The 16,327-nt window shown below is 70.6% G+C and carries 12 protein-coding genes; 5 read left to right on the top strand and 7 right to left on the bottom strand.

Annotation, left to right across the window (positions count from 1 at the left end; all coding sequences use genetic code 11):
* Complete coding sequence (locus VFV21_RS10010; protein WP_329669278.1) at positions 1 to 1,125, top strand: inorganic phosphate transporter; 1,125 nt, start codon at positions 1 to 3, stop codon at positions 1,123 to 1,125.
* Between the two features lie 153 nt (positions 1,126 to 1,278).
* Here the strand turns inward: VFV21_RS10010 and VFV21_RS10015 are convergent, their stop codons facing one another.
* Positions 1,279 to 1,686, bottom strand: coding sequence for a hypothetical protein (locus VFV21_RS10015; RefSeq protein ID WP_034215446.1), 408 nt, complete (start codon positions 1,684 to 1,686; stop codon positions 1,279 to 1,281).
* A gap of 40 nt (positions 1,687 to 1,726) precedes the next feature.
* Between VFV21_RS10015 and VFV21_RS10020 the strand changes: the two genes are divergently transcribed.
* On the top strand, positions 1,727 to 2,095 hold the full coding sequence (locus VFV21_RS10020) for an MGMT family protein (protein WP_329669279.1): 369 nt from the start codon (positions 1,727 to 1,729) through the stop codon (positions 2,093 to 2,095).
* Positions 2,096 to 2,104: 9 nt separating this feature from the next.
* On the opposite strand, the gene VFV21_RS10025 is transcribed toward VFV21_RS10020, so the two are convergent.
* Positions 2,105 to 2,731 carry a 2OG-Fe(II) oxygenase gene (locus VFV21_RS10025; RefSeq protein ID WP_329669280.1) on the bottom strand — a complete coding sequence of 209 codons (627 nt, stop codon included), beginning with the start codon at positions 2,729 to 2,731 and terminating at the stop codon, positions 2,105 to 2,107.
* A 40-nt stretch (positions 2,732 to 2,771) separates the two neighbouring features.
* Between VFV21_RS10025 and VFV21_RS10030 the strand changes: the two genes are divergently transcribed.
* Positions 2,772 to 3,428, top strand: coding sequence for a rhomboid family intramembrane serine protease (locus tag VFV21_RS10030; RefSeq protein ID WP_329669281.1), 657 nt, complete (start codon positions 2,772 to 2,774; stop codon positions 3,426 to 3,428).
* A gap of 64 nt (positions 3,429 to 3,492) precedes the next feature.
* Here VFV21_RS10030 and rapA read toward each other — a convergent pair whose 3' ends face one another.
* The 4 genes from rapA to VFV21_RS10050 all read right to left on the bottom strand — a co-directional run bounded on the left by rapA (position 3,493) and on the right by VFV21_RS10050 (position 13,427).
* Positions 3,493 to 6,336: an RNA polymerase-associated protein RapA gene (gene rapA, locus VFV21_RS10035; protein WP_329669282.1), complete on the bottom strand. Its 2,844-nt coding sequence runs from the start codon at positions 6,334 to 6,336 to the stop codon at positions 3,493 to 3,495.
* Positions 6,336 to 8,222, bottom strand: a complete 1,887-nt coding sequence (locus VFV21_RS10040; RefSeq protein WP_329669283.1) for a M13 family metallopeptidase — start codon at positions 8,220 to 8,222, stop codon at positions 6,336 to 6,338. Before VFV21_RS10040 ends, rapA begins: the two co-directional genes overlap by 1 nt.
* 331 nt (positions 8,223 to 8,553) lie before the next feature.
* Positions 8,554 to 10,677, bottom strand: a complete 2,124-nt coding sequence (locus tag VFV21_RS10045) for a M13 family metallopeptidase (protein ID WP_414638542.1) — start codon at positions 10,675 to 10,677, stop codon at positions 8,554 to 8,556.
* Between the two features lie 641 nt (positions 10,678 to 11,318).
* The gene (locus VFV21_RS10050) at positions 11,319 to 13,427 is read right to left on the bottom strand and encodes a M13 family metallopeptidase (RefSeq protein WP_329669285.1); all 2,109 of its coding nucleotides are present in this window, start codon (positions 13,425 to 13,427) and stop codon (positions 11,319 to 11,321) included.
* Positions 13,428 to 13,861: 434 nt separating this feature from the next.
* On the opposite strand from VFV21_RS10050, the gene serA reads away from it, so the two are divergent.
* Positions 13,862 to 15,424 carry a phosphoglycerate dehydrogenase gene (serA, locus tag VFV21_RS10055; RefSeq protein ID WP_329669286.1) on the top strand — a complete coding sequence of 521 codons (1,563 nt, stop codon included), beginning with the start codon at positions 13,862 to 13,864 and terminating at the stop codon, positions 15,422 to 15,424.
* Positions 15,424 to 16,074 (top strand): histidine phosphatase family protein, encoded by a 651-nt coding sequence (locus tag VFV21_RS10060; RefSeq protein ID WP_329669287.1) that lies wholly within the window; start codon positions 15,424 to 15,426, stop codon positions 16,072 to 16,074. Before serA ends, VFV21_RS10060 begins: the two co-directional genes overlap by 1 nt.
* 14 nt (positions 16,075 to 16,088) lie before the next feature.
* Here the strand turns inward: VFV21_RS10060 and VFV21_RS10065 are convergent, their stop codons facing one another.
* Positions 16,089 to 16,262, bottom strand: coding sequence for a hypothetical protein (locus VFV21_RS10065; RefSeq protein ID WP_329669288.1), 174 nt, complete (start codon positions 16,260 to 16,262; stop codon positions 16,089 to 16,091).
* Positions 16,263 to 16,327: the final 65 nt, after the last annotated feature.

Genomic DNA, 16,327 nt, shown 5'->3' on the forward strand with positions numbered 1-16,327 from the left:
ATGACCACCGCGCTCATCCTGGTGCTGGCCGTCATCCTGACGGCCCTGGTGTTCGAGTACATCAACGGATTCCACGACACCGCCAACTCCATCGCCACCGTGGTGGCCACCAAGGTCCTGAACCCGACCCAGGCGGTGGCGCTGGCGGCCTTCATGAACCTCATCGGCGCGCTGGCCGGCACGGCGGTGGCCAAGACCATTTCCTCCGGCCTGATCGACGACCAGGTGGTGGTGGTCACCTCCCAGCTGATCATCTGCGCCCTGATGGGCGGCATCGTCTGGAACCTGATCACGTGGTGGTTCGGCCTGCCGTCCTCGTCCAGCCACGCGCTGATCGGCGGCCTGTGCGGCGCCGCGCTGGCGGCGTCCGGCGGTGACTTGGACGCGCTGATCTGGGCCCGCGAGGCTGAGCACTGGACCAAGAACCAGGGCATTTTCTGGAAAGTGATCGTGCCGATGATCAGCTCGCCGGTGGCGGGCTTCACCCTCGGCCTGCTGATGATGGGCGGGCTGATGGCGATCATCAGCGCCATGAACGGCGCCGGCGGCTGGCTGGCGCGCATCTCGCGGCCGCGCTGGATCAACGCGGTGTTCGGCAAGTCGCAGATCGTCTCGGCGGCCTACATGGGCTTCGCCCACGGCACCAACGACGCGCAGAAGACCATGGGCATCATTGCGCTGGCGCTGATCGGCGCCGAGGCGGCGGGCACGCTCGACAACCTGCCGGGCTGGCTGGCCTTCATGCACCCGGGCGACAGCCAGGGCATCGAGACCTGGATCATCGTCACCTGCGCGATCGTGATGGCGGCCGGCACCGCGGCCGGCGGCTGGCGCATCATCAAGACGCTGGGCCACAAGATGGTGAAGCTGCATCCCATCCATGGTTTCGCGGCGGAAACCAGCTCGGCCACGATCCTGACGCTGGCGGCCCACTTCGGCATGCCGGTGTCCACGACCCACAGCATCTCGACCGCGATCATGGGCGTGGGCGTGGCCAAGAACCCGCGCGCCCTGCAGTGGACCGTGATCCAGAAGATCGTCTGGGCCTGGATCCTCACCATCCCCGCCTCGGGCGGCCTCGCCTGGCTCCTCCTCAAGGGCGTCACGGCGATGGGCTGGGGGTGACGTAGAGAATTTTTTGCCACGGATGAACACTGATGAACACGGATAAGGCAAAAGACAGAAGGTTGGTCTTCGACGTTTCCTACTGACGCCGCAACCCCATATACCCTTTGCTTTATCCGTGTTTTTCAGTGTTCATCTGTGGCTAAAACGCACTTAAAGAAGGTCGCCGCCGGCGGAAAGCATGCGTTCCATCTGGTCGCCGAGGCCGCCGATTTCCAGCACGAGGCGGTCTATCTCGGCTGCGGTGAGGGTGTCGTAGGGGCGGTTTTCGCACAGCTGCAGGTAGGGCACGGAGTCGAGTTCGCCGATGGCGAGGTAGCCCACGCGGCTCTGCCAGTTGAACTGCAGCATGCGGCGGGCGTCGATGCCGGTCATCGGCGCGATCACGGTGCTGACCCGCAGGTAGGGACGCTCGTCCTCGCCCACCATCTCCGACAGGAAGATGCTCTGGTGCCGCTTGCCCTTGTCCAGCGAGAGCTGCACGCAGGCCAGGTAGGGTTCGCTGGCGGTGAGCTTGTACTTGCCCTGGAGGTGGCTGCGGATCTGTTCGAAGTTCTGCATGGCGGCGTGGAAATCTGCGGGAGGGGTATCCTAAACCCCCATGGCCCCAAAGCCCAACGCCAGCGAATCGCCCGCCGCCGCCCGCCAGCGCATCCTCGCGGCGGTGCGCGCCATTCCCGCGGGCGAGGTGGCCGGCTATGGCGAAGTGGCGCGGCGCGCCGGCCTGCCGGGGCGGGCGCGGTTGGTGGCGCGGATCCTGTCGGCGGGCGACGAACCGGGGTTGCCCTGGCACCGCGTGCTGCGCTCCGACGGGCGCATCGCTTTTCCCGAGGGTTCGGAAGGCTTCGATGAGCAGGTGCAGCGGCTGCGCGCCGAGGGCGTGCGGGTCGAGGCGGGTCGGGTGCGCGGGCAGCGCGCGGCGCCGACGCTGGACGAGATGCTGTGGGCGCCGCCGGCCCGCAAGCGCTGACGAAGTGCCTCAGCCCCGCGGGCGCTGGCGGAACCAGGCCGCGACGCTGTAGCGCGGCTGCGTCGCCGGCAGCACCTCGTGGTCCACGTCGGCGCTGAGGAAGATCGCCACCGTGCCCAGCCGCGGCGCGATGTCCACCGGACCCTCGGGCAGGTGCAGGCGCAGCTGGCCGCCGGCGGCGTCGGGCCAGTCGGGATTGAGGTAGAGCACCAGCGACAGCACGCGCGCATCGTCGCTGCGGAAGCGGTCGCGGTGGCGGGCGTAGCCGGCGCCGGGCGGGTAGTGCGCGAAGTGCGCCTCGACTTCGTCCAGGCCCAGCAGCAGCCGGCGGTTGAGGCCGCTGCGCAGCGCGTCGAGCGAGGCCAGCAATTCGCGCGCGGCCGGGCCGCAGGCGGGGTCGTCGAGCCACAGCGTGGCGTCGCCGCGCAGCCCGGCGAACTGGCGGCCGTCGGCGCGGCCGGTGGCGGCGGGCACCAGGCGCCCGGCCGCGGCGTGCGCGCGCGCTTCATCGGCGGCCGCGTGCAGCCGGGCATCGGCGGGATCCAGCGCCAGCGTGGCCCAGTCGCGCTCGCGCAGCACGCCGGCCAGCGCGTCGAGCGCATCGTCACCGGGGATCAACGGAAGGGGCGGGGCCATGCCGCTATGATACGGGCTGGCTCCCCACCGGCACTTCCCCATGCGACTGCCTCCGGCTACCGCCGGCCTGCTCTGGGCCCTTGGCATTGGCTTCCTGCTGCAGAACTTCCTGCCCGAACCGCTGCTGATGTACTTCGCGCTGTGGCCGCTGGGCGAACACCCGATGGGATTCACTGCCGACGGCTCGCCGATCAGCGTCGGGTTCCTGCCGTGGCAGGTCGTCAGTTACGGCTTCCTGCACGGCGATTTCCCGCATTTGCTGTTCAATGGCCTGGCGCTCTTCATGTTCGGCGCTTCGCTGGAGCAGACCTGGGGTACGCGCCGGTTCCTGGCCTACTTCTTCATCTGCGTGGCCGGTGCGGGCCTGGTCCAGCTGGCGGTGGTGACCTCGGGCATCACGGGGCAGGGCGTCTATCCCACCATCGGCGCCTCGGGCGGCGTGTTCGGCCTGCTGCTGGCCTACGGCATGCTGTTCCCGAACCGGCAGGTGATGCTGCTGATCCCGCCGATCCCGATGAAGGCGCGCACCTTCGTGATCGTGTTCGGCGCGATCGAGCTGGGCATGGGCGTGTTCTCCAGCAATTCCGGCATCGCCCACTTCGCGCACCTGGGCGGCATGCTGTTCGGTTGGCTGGTGATCCGCTACTGGCGCGGCCAGCCGCCGTTCCGCCCGCGCGGTCCAAGGCTCGTCCGCTAGCCGGGAAAAAGGGGTCAGAGTAATTATTCGTTTCAAACGAATAATTACTCTGACCCCTTTTTTGTCAGCGGCGGAGCTGGAGGAAGTCGGTGCTGGCGACGAGGCGGAGGCTGTCGAGGCGGGGGCGGGCGGTGGGCAGGATGGCGAGCAGCTGCTCGCGCTCCTGTTCGAGTGCGCTGATTTCCTCGGGGCGGACCGCGGGGTTCACGCGGGCCAGGGCCTTGAGCCGGGCGATTTCGGCGCCAAGCAGGGCGTCGGCTTTCGCCATGGCCTCGGCCACGCGCTCCTGCGCGCGCAGCAGGGCTTCTTCGCGGGCGCGCTCGAGCATCGGCGGCACCAGCGCGGCCAGCACCTTGCGCTGGGGCGAGAGGTCGAAGACGCGGTCGCCGGCGCGCAGCCGGGCGCGCTCGCCCGGGGCGAAGTCCGGTCGGACCTGCAGGCGGGTGTCCACCGCCACGCTCAGCGGCGCCGGCGGCAGGTAGCGCTCGACGTCGAGGCCGCGCGGGGCGACGCACTCGATCACGTTCACGGCCTCCATCACCACGGTGCGCGGCGGCAGGCTGTCGTCGACCAGGAAGGCGGCGTTGCCGGTCTCGCCCGAGACCAGCAGCTCGTTGGCCGAGAGCAGCAGCGGGTGGTCGTCGCGCAGGTAGAGCAGGTCGTCGCGGCCCAGCGCGGTGGCGCGGTCGAAGGTGACGGCGCGCGGGCCCTGCTTGAGCTCTTCGAAGCCGTCCACCGTGAGGTGCTCGGGGTCGAGCAGCCACTGGTTCGGGCCCAGCGGCTCGTTGTGCACGCCGAAGGCCTCGAGCAGGCGCAGCGCGTGGTCGTCCATCGCGGCGTGCTGGTCGTCGCCGTGCAGCGCGGCCAGCAGCTCGCCGCCGTCGGTGCCGCGGCTGCCGAGTTCGAGCAGGCGGTCGCGGCCCTCGGCGATGATGCGGGCCAGTTCGGCATGTTTTTCGCGGCTGCGGGCGATGAGCTCAGTGAGCGCGGGCTCGCGCGCGTCGGCGTCCTGTTCGGCCAGCTGCAGCAGTTCCGCGCCGAAGCTGCGCAGCAGCTCGCGGCCGTCGGCCAGCACGCCGCGGAAGGCGTCGAGGCCCTCGTGCACCCAGCGCAGCAGCACTTCCTGCGCGCTGCCGGCGACGGCGGCCGCGTGGAGGTTGACGTCGCCCTTCTGGCCAATGCGGTCGAGGCGACCGATGCGTTGCTCGAGCATGTCGGGGTGCAGCGGCAGGTCCCACAGCACCAGGTGCTGGGCGAACTGGAAGTTGCGGCCTTCGGCGCCGATCTCGCTGGCGATCAGCAGGCGCGCGCCGTCGGGGTCGGCGAAGAAGGCGGCGTTGCGGTCGCGCTGCAGGAGGTTCATGTCCTCGTGGAAGCGGGCGACCTGCAGGCCGGTGCGCAGGCGCAGCGCTTCCTCCAGCGCCTGCACCTTGGCGCGCGAGCGGCAGAGCAGCAGCACCTTGGCCGGCGCGACCTGCTCGAGGATGCCGAGCAGCCAGTCGGTGCGCGGGTCCCGGGCGTAGTCGTGCCCGGGCTCGTCGTCGCTGTCGCCGACGTCGTGCGCGAACTCGGCGCGCAGCCGGCCGAGCACGGTGGGGTCTTCGGGCGCGTCGAGCGTGGTGATCCAGGGCAGGCGCGTGGGGAAACCGCCCACCGCGGCGCGGCGGTTGCGCACCATCGCGCGGCCGGTGCCGTGGCGGTCGACCAAATCGGCCAGCAGCGCCTCGCGCTCGGCGTCGTCGCCGGCGGCGATGCGGCCCAGGCGCGCGACCAGCGCGGCCTCGTCGCCGGGGAACAGGCCCGACAGCGTCGTCATGTCCGCGGTCGTCAGTGATTGGCCTTCGAGCAGGCGCTCGGCCAGCGCGGAGAGTTCAAGGTAGCCGCGCGATTCGGCGCGGAACGCGTCGAGATCGGTGTAGCGCGCGGGGTCGAGCAGGCGCAGCCGCGCGAAGTGGCCGCCCAGGCCCAGCTGCTCCGGCGTCGCGGTGAGCAGCAGCAGGCCCGGCGTGCGCGCCGACAGCGCTTCCACGAGCGCGTAGCCCGGGCTGGAGAACTCCGGCGTCCACACCAGGTGGTGCGCCTCGTCCACCAGCAGCAGGTCCCAGCCCGCGGCCAGCGCCTGGCGCGCGCGCTTCTCGTGGCTGGCCAGCCAGTCCACCGAGGCGATGACGCACTGCTCGTCCTCGAAGGGATTCGCCTTGGGCTCGGTCATCTCCAGCGATTCGCAGCGCTCTTCGTCGTAGATGGCGAAGGGCAGGTTGAAGCGACGCAGCAGCTCGACGAACCACTGGTTCACCAGGCTTTCCGGCACCAGCACCAGCACGCGTCGGGCGCGGCCGCTGGCGAGCTGCTGGGCGGTGACCAGGCAGGCCTCGATGGTCTTGCCCAGGCCCACTTCGTCGGCCAGCAGCAGGCGCGGCGGGCGGCGGCGGCCGGCCATCTCGGCCACGCGTAGCTGGTGCGGGATCAGGTCGATGCGCGCGCCCAGCACGCCCCAGCCCGGGTGCGCGCGCGCGTCGGCGCGGCGCTGCAGGCATTCGCGGCGGAATTCGAACTGGTCGTTGCGGTCCACGCGCCCCGACAGCAGGCGCGAATCGGCCTGCGACACCGGCTGCTCGGCGTCGAGCTCGCCCTCGGTGTGCAGCTGGCCGTCGCAGGTGTAGTGGATCAGGGCGTCGCGCAGCTCGGCGCGCTCGACGGTCTTGTCCTGGCCGCCGATGCGCACGCGCTCGCCCGGCCGGAACACGGCGCGCAGCAGCGGCGCCGAGCCCAGGGCGTACATGCGCACCACGCCGGTGCCGGTGAAGACGATCTGCACCTGCCGCCCCGCGAGGCGAAGCACCGTGCCGAGCCCGAGTTCAGGCTCGGCGCTCGAGAACCAACGTTGTCCGGGAGCGAAACTGTTCATCAGCGCCAGAGGGCGACCTGCTCCTTGGCGGGCCGCTGCATCGCGACGCGGCCCTTGCAGCCGAAGGCCTCGGCGAAGGCGGGCAGGTTGGCCAGTGGGCCGTTCACCCGCCACCTGGCCGGGGCGTGGATGGCCTTGGCCTGGGCCGCCGCGAGCGCGGTGGCCACGTCCTGGCGCGGCCACAGGCCGGCCCAGCCGGTGAAGAAGGCCTTGGCCGCGGCGGCATCGGGCTTGCCCTGCGCGTTCAGCGCGGCCCAGGCGATCTCGAGGCCGGCGAGGTCGGCGGCGTTCTGCGCCAGCGAGCCGGCGCCGTTGACGCGGGTCGCACCGCCGGTGGCGGAGTAGGCGGCGTACTGCGGCACCAGCGGCGCGACGCGCTTGTCCCAGGCCGCCTTGTCGGCGCCTTCGAACGCGAGCGCGAGGCTCATCTGCTGCGCCACCAGCCCACCGAGGCTGCCGAAGTCGGCGGCGCTGCCGCCATCGTCGAGCACCGGCGGCTGCAGGGTGGCGGCGGTGACCAGCAGGCGGTTTTCCTTCGGCAGGTAGGCCACCATCGGCTGCCACTGCTCGGCCGGCCAGGCGAAGCGGGCGCGCACCAGCGCGTACTTCATCAGCCACTTGCGCAGGGTGATCACGTTGCCGGCGAAGTTGTCGCGGCTGAAGCGCAGGTCGTCGAACACGTTGTCCGGCACTTCGGTGCCCAGCTGCACGACCATCGACTCCAGGCGCTGGCGGGCGCTGGCCTTGCCGGCCTCGCTGAGCCAGGCGGCCTGGCCGACGCGCTCGATGGCGGCGGCGCGCACGGCGGCGGCGATGGCCTGGGCGCGCTGCTGGCGCGGCACCGGCAGGAAGCGCTGGGTGTAGGCGGCGTCGATCAGTTCCGGCACGCGCGCCTCGAGCACCCAGCGGGCGCGCAGGGCGCGCGGCGTCGGCGCGTCCTGGCCGCGCAGGGTGACGTCGTAAAGCTGCGCCCACGGGTCGTTGAAGGCCTTGCCCAGCGTAGGCGCCATGTCGCGGGCGATGTGCGCGCGCAGGTAGGTCTTCCACTGTTCGGGCTTGGTCCGGGCGATCAGCTGGTCGAGCGCGACGAAGAACTCCGGACCGGTCATGGCCACTTCGGTGGCCTTCAGGCCGTGCGCGGCGAGAAGGTTCTTCAGCCCGAGGCCGGCGGCCAGCTTCTCGGCTTCCGCAGTCGGCATCACCGTGAAGGACACGCCGGGCAGGGTGGCCTTGGCGAGCTGGCGCTCCATCTGCAGCACGGCGGCGGCCTCGGCGGCGGCCTTGGCTGGGGCCGAACCGGTCAGCTTCAGCCATTCGGCGACGGCGGCCTGGTAGCGCGCCTCGACTGGCTGCACCAGCGGGTCGGCGTTGCCGTAGAAGCCGGGGTCGGGCAGGCCCATGCCGCCCGGGCCCACCTGGGCGTAGGGGTTGCCGCGGGCGTCGCGCAGCACCTGCAGGTCGACGATCAGCGGCATGCCGGCGGCGTGCAGGGCGGCGATGGCCGGCGCGATGTCGCGCGGGCGGCGGATCTTGTTGATGATCGCCAGCATCGGCTCGATCGGGCGGATGCCCTGGGCCTCGATGGCGGCCTCGTCGCCGGCGCTGGCGAACAGGTCGGCCAGGCGCACCGAGACGGTGGCATTGGCCGGCGCGGTGGTCGCGGCCAGCACCTGGTCGCGCTGCTGCACGCCCAGGGCATTGAGCTGGTCCCAGCGGCTGAACGAGGCGGCGCCGGCGGGCAGCTTGTTCTGGGCCAGCCAGGCCGCGTTCGCGTGGCCGTAGAAGTCGGCGCAGGCCAGCGGGGCCCGCTGCTGGGCAGCCACCGGGCCGGCGGCCAGCAGGGCGATCAGGAGGGACGGGAACAGGGGGCGCATGCGAAGGGGCATGGCGGACTCCGACTTGGGGGACCGCGATTCTACCGCCTGCGCCGCCCGCCCTGTAGGAGGGACTTCAGTCCCGAAGCTTTTCGCGGGGTGCCTGGGGTTTGCGTGGGGGAAGGCGGTTTTGGACGCGGATTTACGCGGATGAACGCGGATAAAGCGAAATCAGAATGGGCTTTTCGCAGGGAATAACGCCCTGGCGAAGGTCCCATCCCCCGGCCTTTGCGCTATCCGCGTTCATCCGCGTAAATCCGCGTCAAGATGCGCTTCGTACCCCAGGCCCAAGAAAAAGCCCGGCGCGGGGCCGGGCTTTTCCTGGGCAACGCAAGCGTGGGGCTTACCAGATGGCGACCTTGGCCTCGCCGCTGCGCACCATCGGGTCGCCTTCCTGGCAGCCGAAGGCGGCCGCGAAGGCCGGCAGGTTCGAGGGCGCGCCCATCGCGCGGAAGCGGGCCGGGGCGTGCGGGTCGGTCTGCAGGCGCACCTTGAGCTCTTCCGGCTTGTAGTTCACGCGCCAGACGGTGGCCCAGTTCATGAAGAAGCGCTGGTCGGGCGAGTAGCCGTCGATCTCGGCCACGCGCTTGTTCTCCAGCGACTTCTGCAGCGCGTCGTAGGCCACGGCCAGGCCGCCCAGGTCGGCGATGTTCTCGCCCAGGGTCAGGTTGCCGTTGACCTTCATGTCGTCGCCGTAGCCGTAGGCGTCGAACTGCGCGACCAGGCGGCCGGTGCGCTCCTTGAAGCCGGCCATGTCGGCCTCGGTCCACCAGTTCTTGAAGTTGCCGGTGGCGTCGAAGCGGCTGCCCTGGTCGTCGTAGCCGTGGATCATCTCGTGGCCGATCACGGCGCCGATGCCGCCGTAGTTCACCGCGTCGTCGGCCTCGGGGTCGAAGAACGGCGGCTGCAGGATCGCGGCCGGGAACACGATCTCGTTGGCCAGCGGGTTGTAGTAGGCGTTCACCGTCTGCGGGCTCATCTGCCACTCGGTCTTGTCCACCGGCTGGCCGATCTTGGCGAGGTTGAACTTGTGGTTGAACTCGCCGGCGGCCATCAGGTTGGCCACGAAGCTGTCGCGGCTGGTCTGCAGGCCGCTCCAGTCGCGCCACTTGTCCGGGTAGCCGATCTTGGGCGTGAACGAAGCCCACTTCACCAGCGCCTGCTCCTTGGTCTCCGGGCTCATCCACTCCAGGTTCTCGATGCGCGCCTTGAGCGCGGTGCCGAGGTTGCCCACCAGCTCCTGCATGCGCGCCTTGGCCTCGGGCGAGAACGCCACGTCCACGTATTCCTTGCCCAGCGCTTCGCCCATCTGGCCGTTGATGGTGTTGAGCACGCGCTTCCAGCGCGGCTGCTGCTCGGCCTGGCCGCGCAGGGTCTTGCCGTAGAAGTTGAAGTTCTCCTCCGCGAAGGCGTCCGACAGGTACGGCGACAGCCCGTCCACCGTCTGGAAGCGCAGGTAGGCCTGCCAGGTCGCGGCCGGCACGTCGGCCAGCATCGTGCTCACTTCCTTGTGGAAATCAGGCTGGGCCAGCGAGAACATCGCCGGCGCCTCGAGGCCCTGCGAGGCGAAGAAGGCCGACCACTTGAAGTTCGGCGTCAGCGCGTCGGCGTCGGCGACGCTGACCGGGTTGTAGTACAGCGACACGTCGCGCGAGAGCTGCTCGCTCGAGGCCGACACCTTGGCCAGGCGCGTCTCGAACGCCATCACCTCGGCGGCCTGCGCCTGCGCGCTGGCCTCGTCGGCGCCGGCCAGCGCCAGCACCTTGGCGATGTGGGCGACGTAGGCCTCGCGCACGGCGGCGTGCTTCTCGTCGAAGTAGTAGTCGCGGTCCGGCAGGCCCAGGCCGGCCTGGGTGGCGTAGGCGATGTTGAGGCTCGAGTCCTTGAAGTCGGCCAGCGGGCCGAACGAGAACAGGTAGCCCTGGCCCTTGGCGTAGCTGCGGCCGATGAAGTCGGCGATCTGCTCCGGCGTCTGCAGCGCGGCGATGTCATCCAGCATCGGCTGGATCGGCGCGATGCCGGCGGCGTTCACCGCGGCCTCGTCCATGCCGGTGGCCCAGACGTCGCCGATGAGCTTGGCGGTGCCGGTGGCGCCTGCCTGCGCGGCCAGGTTCTCGACCAGCTTCTGCTGGATTTCCAGCGAGCGCTCGGACAGCACCACGAACGGGCCCCAGGTCGTGCGGTCGGACGGCACCGGGTTGGCGGCCAGCCACTTCGAGTTCACGAAGCCGTCGAAGTCCTGGCAGGCGGCGATGTTGGTGTCCACGTCGCTGGCCTGCAGCGAGATGGCGGGAGTCTTGAGGGTGGCCAGGTCGACCACGGGCGCGGGCGCGACCGGGGCGGCGGCGGTTTCGGCCGGGGCGTCGGCCTTCTGGCAGGCGGCGAGGGCGACGCCGACCGCGAGGGCCAGGGCGAGGGGCTTGAGGTTGCGAGGATTCACGGAAAGCTCCAGGCCCGTCCGGGCCATCAGGAAAAGTGGGCCGGCCGCGGTCGCGGCCAGCCCCGCGATTCTGGACCCCTCCCCCCGCCCCGGCATAGGCCACTCGTCACCCTTGCGCGTGCGCCTAGCGCACGAACCGCGGTATCGCGTGGCATCCCGGCAGCGCCGCCGCCCACACACAGGGGTCTCCCGCCCGACTCGGGAGCGTCGTCCTGACCACCGATGTCGGCCGTTCCGGCCTCCTGCCTCCACTCCGGGAGACCCCTGTGTGTGTGCGACGTCGCCCCGGAAGTCAGCCGCACACCGGCTCGAAGTCCAGAGCCAAGGCGAAGTGCAAGAGCGAAGTGCAGGAGCAATGACGAGATCGTGGGCTGTTGATCCGGTTTCGCTCTTGATCTCGATGCGGTGTGCGACGGACTCCCGGGGCGACGTCGCACACTCACCCAATACTTCTGAAGTGAAGGGCAGGAGGCCCGTAACGGCCGACGTTTGCTGCCATGGATGGCGCTAGCAAGACGGCGGGCAGAAGTACTGGGTGAGTGTGCGGCGGCGCTGCCGAGAAGTCCCGGTGTGCAGCGGTTCGTGCGCAAAGCGCACGCCAGAGGCAGGGCGGGAAACGAAAAGCCCGGCGCGGGGCCGGGCTTTTCGGTGCAGCGTGGTGCGGGGGATTACCAGATGACGACGCGGTCGTCGCCCGAGCGGACCATCTTGTCGCCTTCCTTGCAGCCGAAGGCTTCGGCGAAGGCCGGCAGGTTGGAGGGCGCGCCGATCGCACGGAACATGCCCGGCGAGTGCGGGCCGACCGTCAGCTGCTGCTTGAGCTGCGCCTCGGTGAACGCGATGCGCCAGACCGTGGCCCAGTTCATGAAGAAGCGCTGGTCCTGGCTGAAGCCGTCCACCATCGGGTCGGTGAAGCCCTCGCCCTGGGCGCGCTTGAGCGCGTCGTAGGCGACGGTGACGCCGCCGAGGTCGGCGATGTTCTCGCCCAGGCCCAGGCGACCGTTGACGTTCATGCCCGGCAGCGCCTCGTAGCCGCTGTACTGCTCGGCCAGCTTGTCGGTGCGGGCGTTGAAGTTGGCGCGGTCGGCATCGGTCCACCAGTTGGCCATGTTGCCGGCCGCGTCGAACTTGCTGCCCTGGTCGTCGAAGCCGTGCAGCATCTCATGGCCGATCACGGCGCCGATGCCGCCGTAGTTGAGCGCGTCGTCGGCGTTCACGTCGAAGAACGGCGGCTGCAGGATCGCGGCCGGGAATACGATCTCGTTGGCGGTGGAGCGGTAGTACGCGTTCACCGTCTGCGGGCTCATGCCCCACTCGCTGCGGTCGACCGGCTTGCCGATCTTGTCGAGGTTGTAGCGGTAGTTGAAGGCCGAGGCGCGCATCAGGTTCTGCGCGTAGCCGTCGGTGCCAACCTGCAGGCCGCTCCAGTCGCGCCACTTGTCCGGGTAGCCGACCTTCGGGGTGAAGGTGGACCACTTCTCGATCGCCTTGACCTTGGTCTCCTCGCTCATCCACTCGAGGTTCTCGAGGCGGACCTTGAGGGTGGCCATCAGGTTCTGCACCAGGGCCTCCATCTTGGCCTTGGACTCCGGCGGGAAGGCCTGGGCGACGTAGAGCTGGCCGAAGCCTTCGCCCATGCTGCCGTTGAGCGCGCCGAGCACGCGCTTCCAGCGCGGCTGCATTTCCTGCTGGCCGGAAAGCGTCTTGCGGTAGAACTCGAAGTTGGCCTGCTCGAAGGCGCTGCTCAGGTAGGGCGCGGCGCTGTCGATGGCGCGGAACTGCAGCCAGGTCTTCCACTGCTCCACCGGCACGTCGGCCAGCATCGCGTCGAATTCCTTGAAGAAGCCCGGCATCGCCAGCGAGAAGCTGGCCGGGGCGTCGACGTCGAGCGCGGCGAAGAACGCGGTCCAGTCGAAGTTCGGCGTGCTGGCGTTGGCGTCGGCCAGGCTCACCGGGTTGTAGCGGGTGGCCGGGTCGCGCAGCTCGACGCGGCCGAGCGAGGACTTGGCGATGCGGGTCTCGAAGTCGAGCACCTGCTGGGCCTGGGCCTTGGCGGTCTCGGCGTCGGCGCCGGCGAGCGTCATCAGCTTCTCGACGTGGACGAGGAAGGCGGCGCGGGCGGCCTTGTAGTCCTCGCGGTCCTCGAGGTAGTAGGCCTTCTCGGGCAGCGACAGGCCGCCCTGGGTGGCGTAGGCGATGTTGGTGTTGGAGTCGTTGTAGTCGGCCATGGCGTAGAAGCCGAACAGCATGCCGTTGCCTTCGGCATAGGCTTCGCCGAGGTAGGCCGGGATCTCGGCGTTGCTGGTGATGGCGGCGATGCGGTCGAGCTGCGGCTGGATCGGCGAGATGCCGGCGGCTTCGATCGCGGCCTCGTCCATGCCGGCCTTGAAGAAGTCGCCGACCTTGCGCTCCATGCTGCCTTCCGGGAAGTCACCGGCGGCCGCGGCCTTGGCGATCTCGTGCTGCACCTGCAGCGAGCGCTCGCCCAGCGCCGGGAAGGCGCCCCAGGTCGTGCGGTCGGCCGGCACCGGGTTGGCGGCGAGCCACTTGGCGTTCACGTGGCCGTTGAAGTCCTGGCAGGCCTGGATCTCGGGGCTGATGTCGTCGGCGCGCAGCGCGATCGGCTGCTGCGCGACCTGCGAGAGGTCGACGCTGAGCTTGGGCGCTTCGGCGACCGGCGCGGGTTCGGCGGCGGGCGTTTCGGCCTTCTGGCAGGCGGCCAGGGCGACGGTGATGGAGAAAGCGAGGGCGAGTGGCTTGAGCTGGCGCAGGTTCATGGAATCCCCGGGGTTTGGGCAACGGACGGCGAAGACTAGGGCATCCGGGGTGAGCGTGGTGTAGGCCAGAGGTCATGGCCGGGCAGGGGCCGGGGTGATTGCCAGCCCCGGCCCGATTGCGTACCGTGGGGCCGTTGGTCCTGGACTCCCATGCTCATGAAGCCCCGTCTCCAGACCCGCAGTCACGCCGGTGGCATCGCCTCGCATCGGCTTTCTGAAGGTCACAGCGCAATCGCGCCATCCGATCGCCCCCGGGCGTCGATGCTCCTTGCCCGCACGTCCGTGCGCCGGCAGACGGTGGAATTCCTGCGTATCCCCCCGGCCGCTCCCGCGGTCGCCGGCGTGTCCGTGGCCTGAATCCGGGTCCGCCGCCGCGTCCCGGGTCCGGGGCGGGGGGGCGGGCTCCCACCGCTGTTGATTCCGAGGAGATGGCAATGCGCGTTCTGGCCTGTGATGGCATCCATGAAGACGGTCTGGCCCTGTTCAAGCAGGCGGGCTGGACGGTCGAGGTTTCCGATCCGATCAAGGACCCGAAGGTCCTGGCCGGCAAGCTCGAGGGCTTCGACGCCGTGCTGGTGCGCTCGGCCACCCAAGTCCCGGCCGAGGCGCTGGCCCAGGCCGGCAAGCTGCGCGTGATCGGCCGCGCCGGCGCCGGCGTCGACACCATCGACGTGGATGCCGCCACCGCCCGCGGCATCGCCGTGATGAACGCCCCCGACGGCAACACCCTGGCCGCCGCCGAGCACGCGCTGTCGCTGCTGTTCGCGCTGGCCCGGCACGTGCCGCGCGCCGACGCCGGCATGAAGGCGGGCGAGTGGCCCAAGGCCGGCCTCACCGGCTTCGAGCTCGAAGGCAAGAAGCTGGGCGTGATCGGCCTCGGCCGCATCGGCGCCACCGTGGCGCGCAAGGCGCAGGGCATCGGCATGGAAGTGGCCGCGCACGATCCCTTCCTGCCGGCCTCGGCCGCGGGCAAGGGCAGCGTGCCGCTGATGTCGCTGCCCGACCTGCTGGCGTGGGCGGACGTGATCACGCTGCACATCCCGCGCACCAAGGACACCACCAACCTGCTGGACGAAGCGCGCCTGCGCGGCATGAAGCCCGGCGCCTTCCTCATCAATGCCGCCCGCGGCGGCCTGGTGGACGAGGAGGCGCTGCTGCGCCTGCTCGAGGAAGGCCACCTCGCGGGCGCCGCGCTCGATACCTTCGTCACCGAGCCGCTGCCCAAGGACTCGCCGCTTCGCGGCAACCCCAAGCTCATCCTCACCCCGCACCTGGGCGCCAGCACGGGCGAGGCGCAGCAGGCGGTGAGCACCATCCTGGCGCGGCAGATCATTGATTTCGTCGCCACCGGCGCCGTGGCCGGCTGCGTCAACCTGCCGCCGCTGACGCCGGAAACCGCGCGCGAGGTGGGCCCGTGGATGCCGCTGATGACCGCGCTGGGCAAGCTGGCCGCGCGCCTGGTGCCGGCGCCCACGCGCCTGCAGGTCACCTACGCGGGCCGCACCGAAGGCCTCGACACCCGGCCGCTGACGCGCCTGCTGGTGGCGGCGCTGCTGGGCCCGGCCTCGGGCCGCGTGACCCCGGTGAACGCGCTGCACGAAGCCGCCGCGCGCGGGCTGGAAGTGGCCGAGACCCTGGGCGGCGACGGCGACGGCTTCGACCGACTGCTGCGCATCCGCGTCGAGGGCGGCGGCACCTTGCGCGAGATCGAGGCGACCCTGCACCGCGGCCCGCGCGTGGTGCGCCTCGACGGCGTCGAGCTCGACTTCGACCCGCTGGCGCACATCCTGCTGATGCGCAACGAGGACAAGCCCGGCGTGATCGGCCTGGTCGGCTCGCACCTGGGCGCGGCCGGCGTGAACATCGTCAACTTCTCGCTTGGCGCCACCGGCGACGGCGGCGCGATCGCCGCGATCACGGTGGACCGCGAGGTGCCGGCGCTGCAGCTGGCCTCGCTGCGCGGCATCCCGGGCATCCTGGCGATGGAGCAGGTCTGATGAAGGTCCTGCTCGCCCGCCACGGGGAGACGCCGTGGAATGCCGAAGGCCGCTACCAGGGCCAGCGCGACATCGCGCTCTCGCCGATCGGCGAAGACCAGGCCCGCAAGCTCGGCCAGCGCCTGGCCGAGGTCGGGATCACCCGCGCGGTGTCCTCGCCGCTGGCGCGCGCGCGCCGCACCGCCGAACTGGCGCTGGGCGAGGCGCGCGCGGCGTCGCTCGCGTTCGATCCCGGCCTGCAGGAGATCGGTCACGGTGACTGGGAAGGCCTGCTGGCCGCCGAGATCCGCGCCAAGGACCCGGTGCGCCTGAAGGCCTGGCGCGATGCGCCGGAAACCGTGCAGATGCCGGGCCCCGGCGGCGAGTCGATCGTCGAGGTGCTCGATCGCGCCTGGCCCGCGTTCCAGCGGGCCTGCGAAGGCCTCGGCGCCGACGACACGCTGCTGGTGGTGGCCCACGACGCGGTGAACCGCGTGATCCTGTGCCGCATCCTGGGCCTGCCGCTGTCGCGGATGTGGAGCTTCCGCCAGGCGCCGACCACGCTGAACCTGCTCGAAGGCGAATCGGCGCACGCGCTCGACGTGGTGCGGCTCAACGACTGCAACCACCACACCGGCCTGTTCGGCGAGGCGGTGCACCGGGCGCTCTAGCGCCCGGTCACGGGTCAGGCCTCGTTCGGGGCGGTGTCGTCGCCGTCGTCCGTATCGGCGTCATCCTGCGCGTCGGCCGGCTGGCCCGCGCGCTTGCGGGCGGCCTTCTCGGCTTCCTTTTCGGCCTTTTTCTTGGCCTTGGCGAGCTCGCGCTGGCGCTTTTCGAACGAGTAATTGGGCTTGGCCATGGGCGGGCTCGGTGCGGGAAGGCGTCCAGTCTAACCGCTGGGATGCGCCGGCGGCCCGCGCGCGG

The organism is Arenimonas sp., assembly GCF_036275555.1.
Taxonomy (GTDB): Bacteria; Pseudomonadota; Gammaproteobacteria; order Xanthomonadales; family Xanthomonadaceae; genus Arenimonas.

Bases quoted from the DNA above. Each gene is read 5' to 3' on its own strand.
- VFV21_RS10010 (WP_329669278.1), top strand. From the start codon at position 1: ATGACCACCGCGCTCATCCTGGTGCTGGCCGTCATCCTGACGGCCCTG.
- VFV21_RS10015 (WP_034215446.1), bottom strand. From the start codon at position 1,686: ATGCAGAACTTCGAACAGATCCGCAGCCACCTCCAGGGCAAGTACAAG.
- VFV21_RS10020 (WP_329669279.1), top strand. From the start codon at position 1,727: ATGGCCCCAAAGCCCAACGCCAGCGAATCGCCCGCCGCCGCCCGCCAG.
- VFV21_RS10025 (WP_329669280.1), bottom strand. From the start codon at position 2,731: ATGGCCCCGCCCCTTCCGTTGATCCCCGGTGACGATGCGCTCGACGCG.
- VFV21_RS10030 (WP_329669281.1), top strand. From the start codon at position 2,772: ATGCGACTGCCTCCGGCTACCGCCGGCCTGCTCTGGGCCCTTGGCATT.
- rapA (WP_329669282.1), bottom strand. From the start codon at position 6,336: ATGAACAGTTTCGCTCCCGGACAACGTTGGTTCTCGAGCGCCGAGCCT.
- VFV21_RS10040 (WP_329669283.1), bottom strand. From the start codon at position 8,222: ATGCCCCTTCGCATGCGCCCCCTGTTCCCGTCCCTCCTGATCGCCCTG.
- VFV21_RS10045 (WP_414638542.1), bottom strand. From the start codon at position 10,677: ATGGCCCGGACGGGCCTGGAGCTTTCCGTGAATCCTCGCAACCTCAAG.
- VFV21_RS10050 (WP_329669285.1), bottom strand. From the start codon at position 13,427: ATGAACCTGCGCCAGCTCAAGCCACTCGCCCTCGCTTTCTCCATCACC.
- serA (WP_329669286.1), top strand. From the start codon at position 13,862: ATGCGCGTTCTGGCCTGTGATGGCATCCATGAAGACGGTCTGGCCCTG.
- VFV21_RS10060 (WP_329669287.1), top strand. From the start codon at position 15,424: ATGAAGGTCCTGCTCGCCCGCCACGGGGAGACGCCGTGGAATGCCGAA.
- VFV21_RS10065 (WP_329669288.1), bottom strand. From the start codon at position 16,262: ATGGCCAAGCCCAATTACTCGTTCGAAAAGCGCCAGCGCGAGCTCGCC.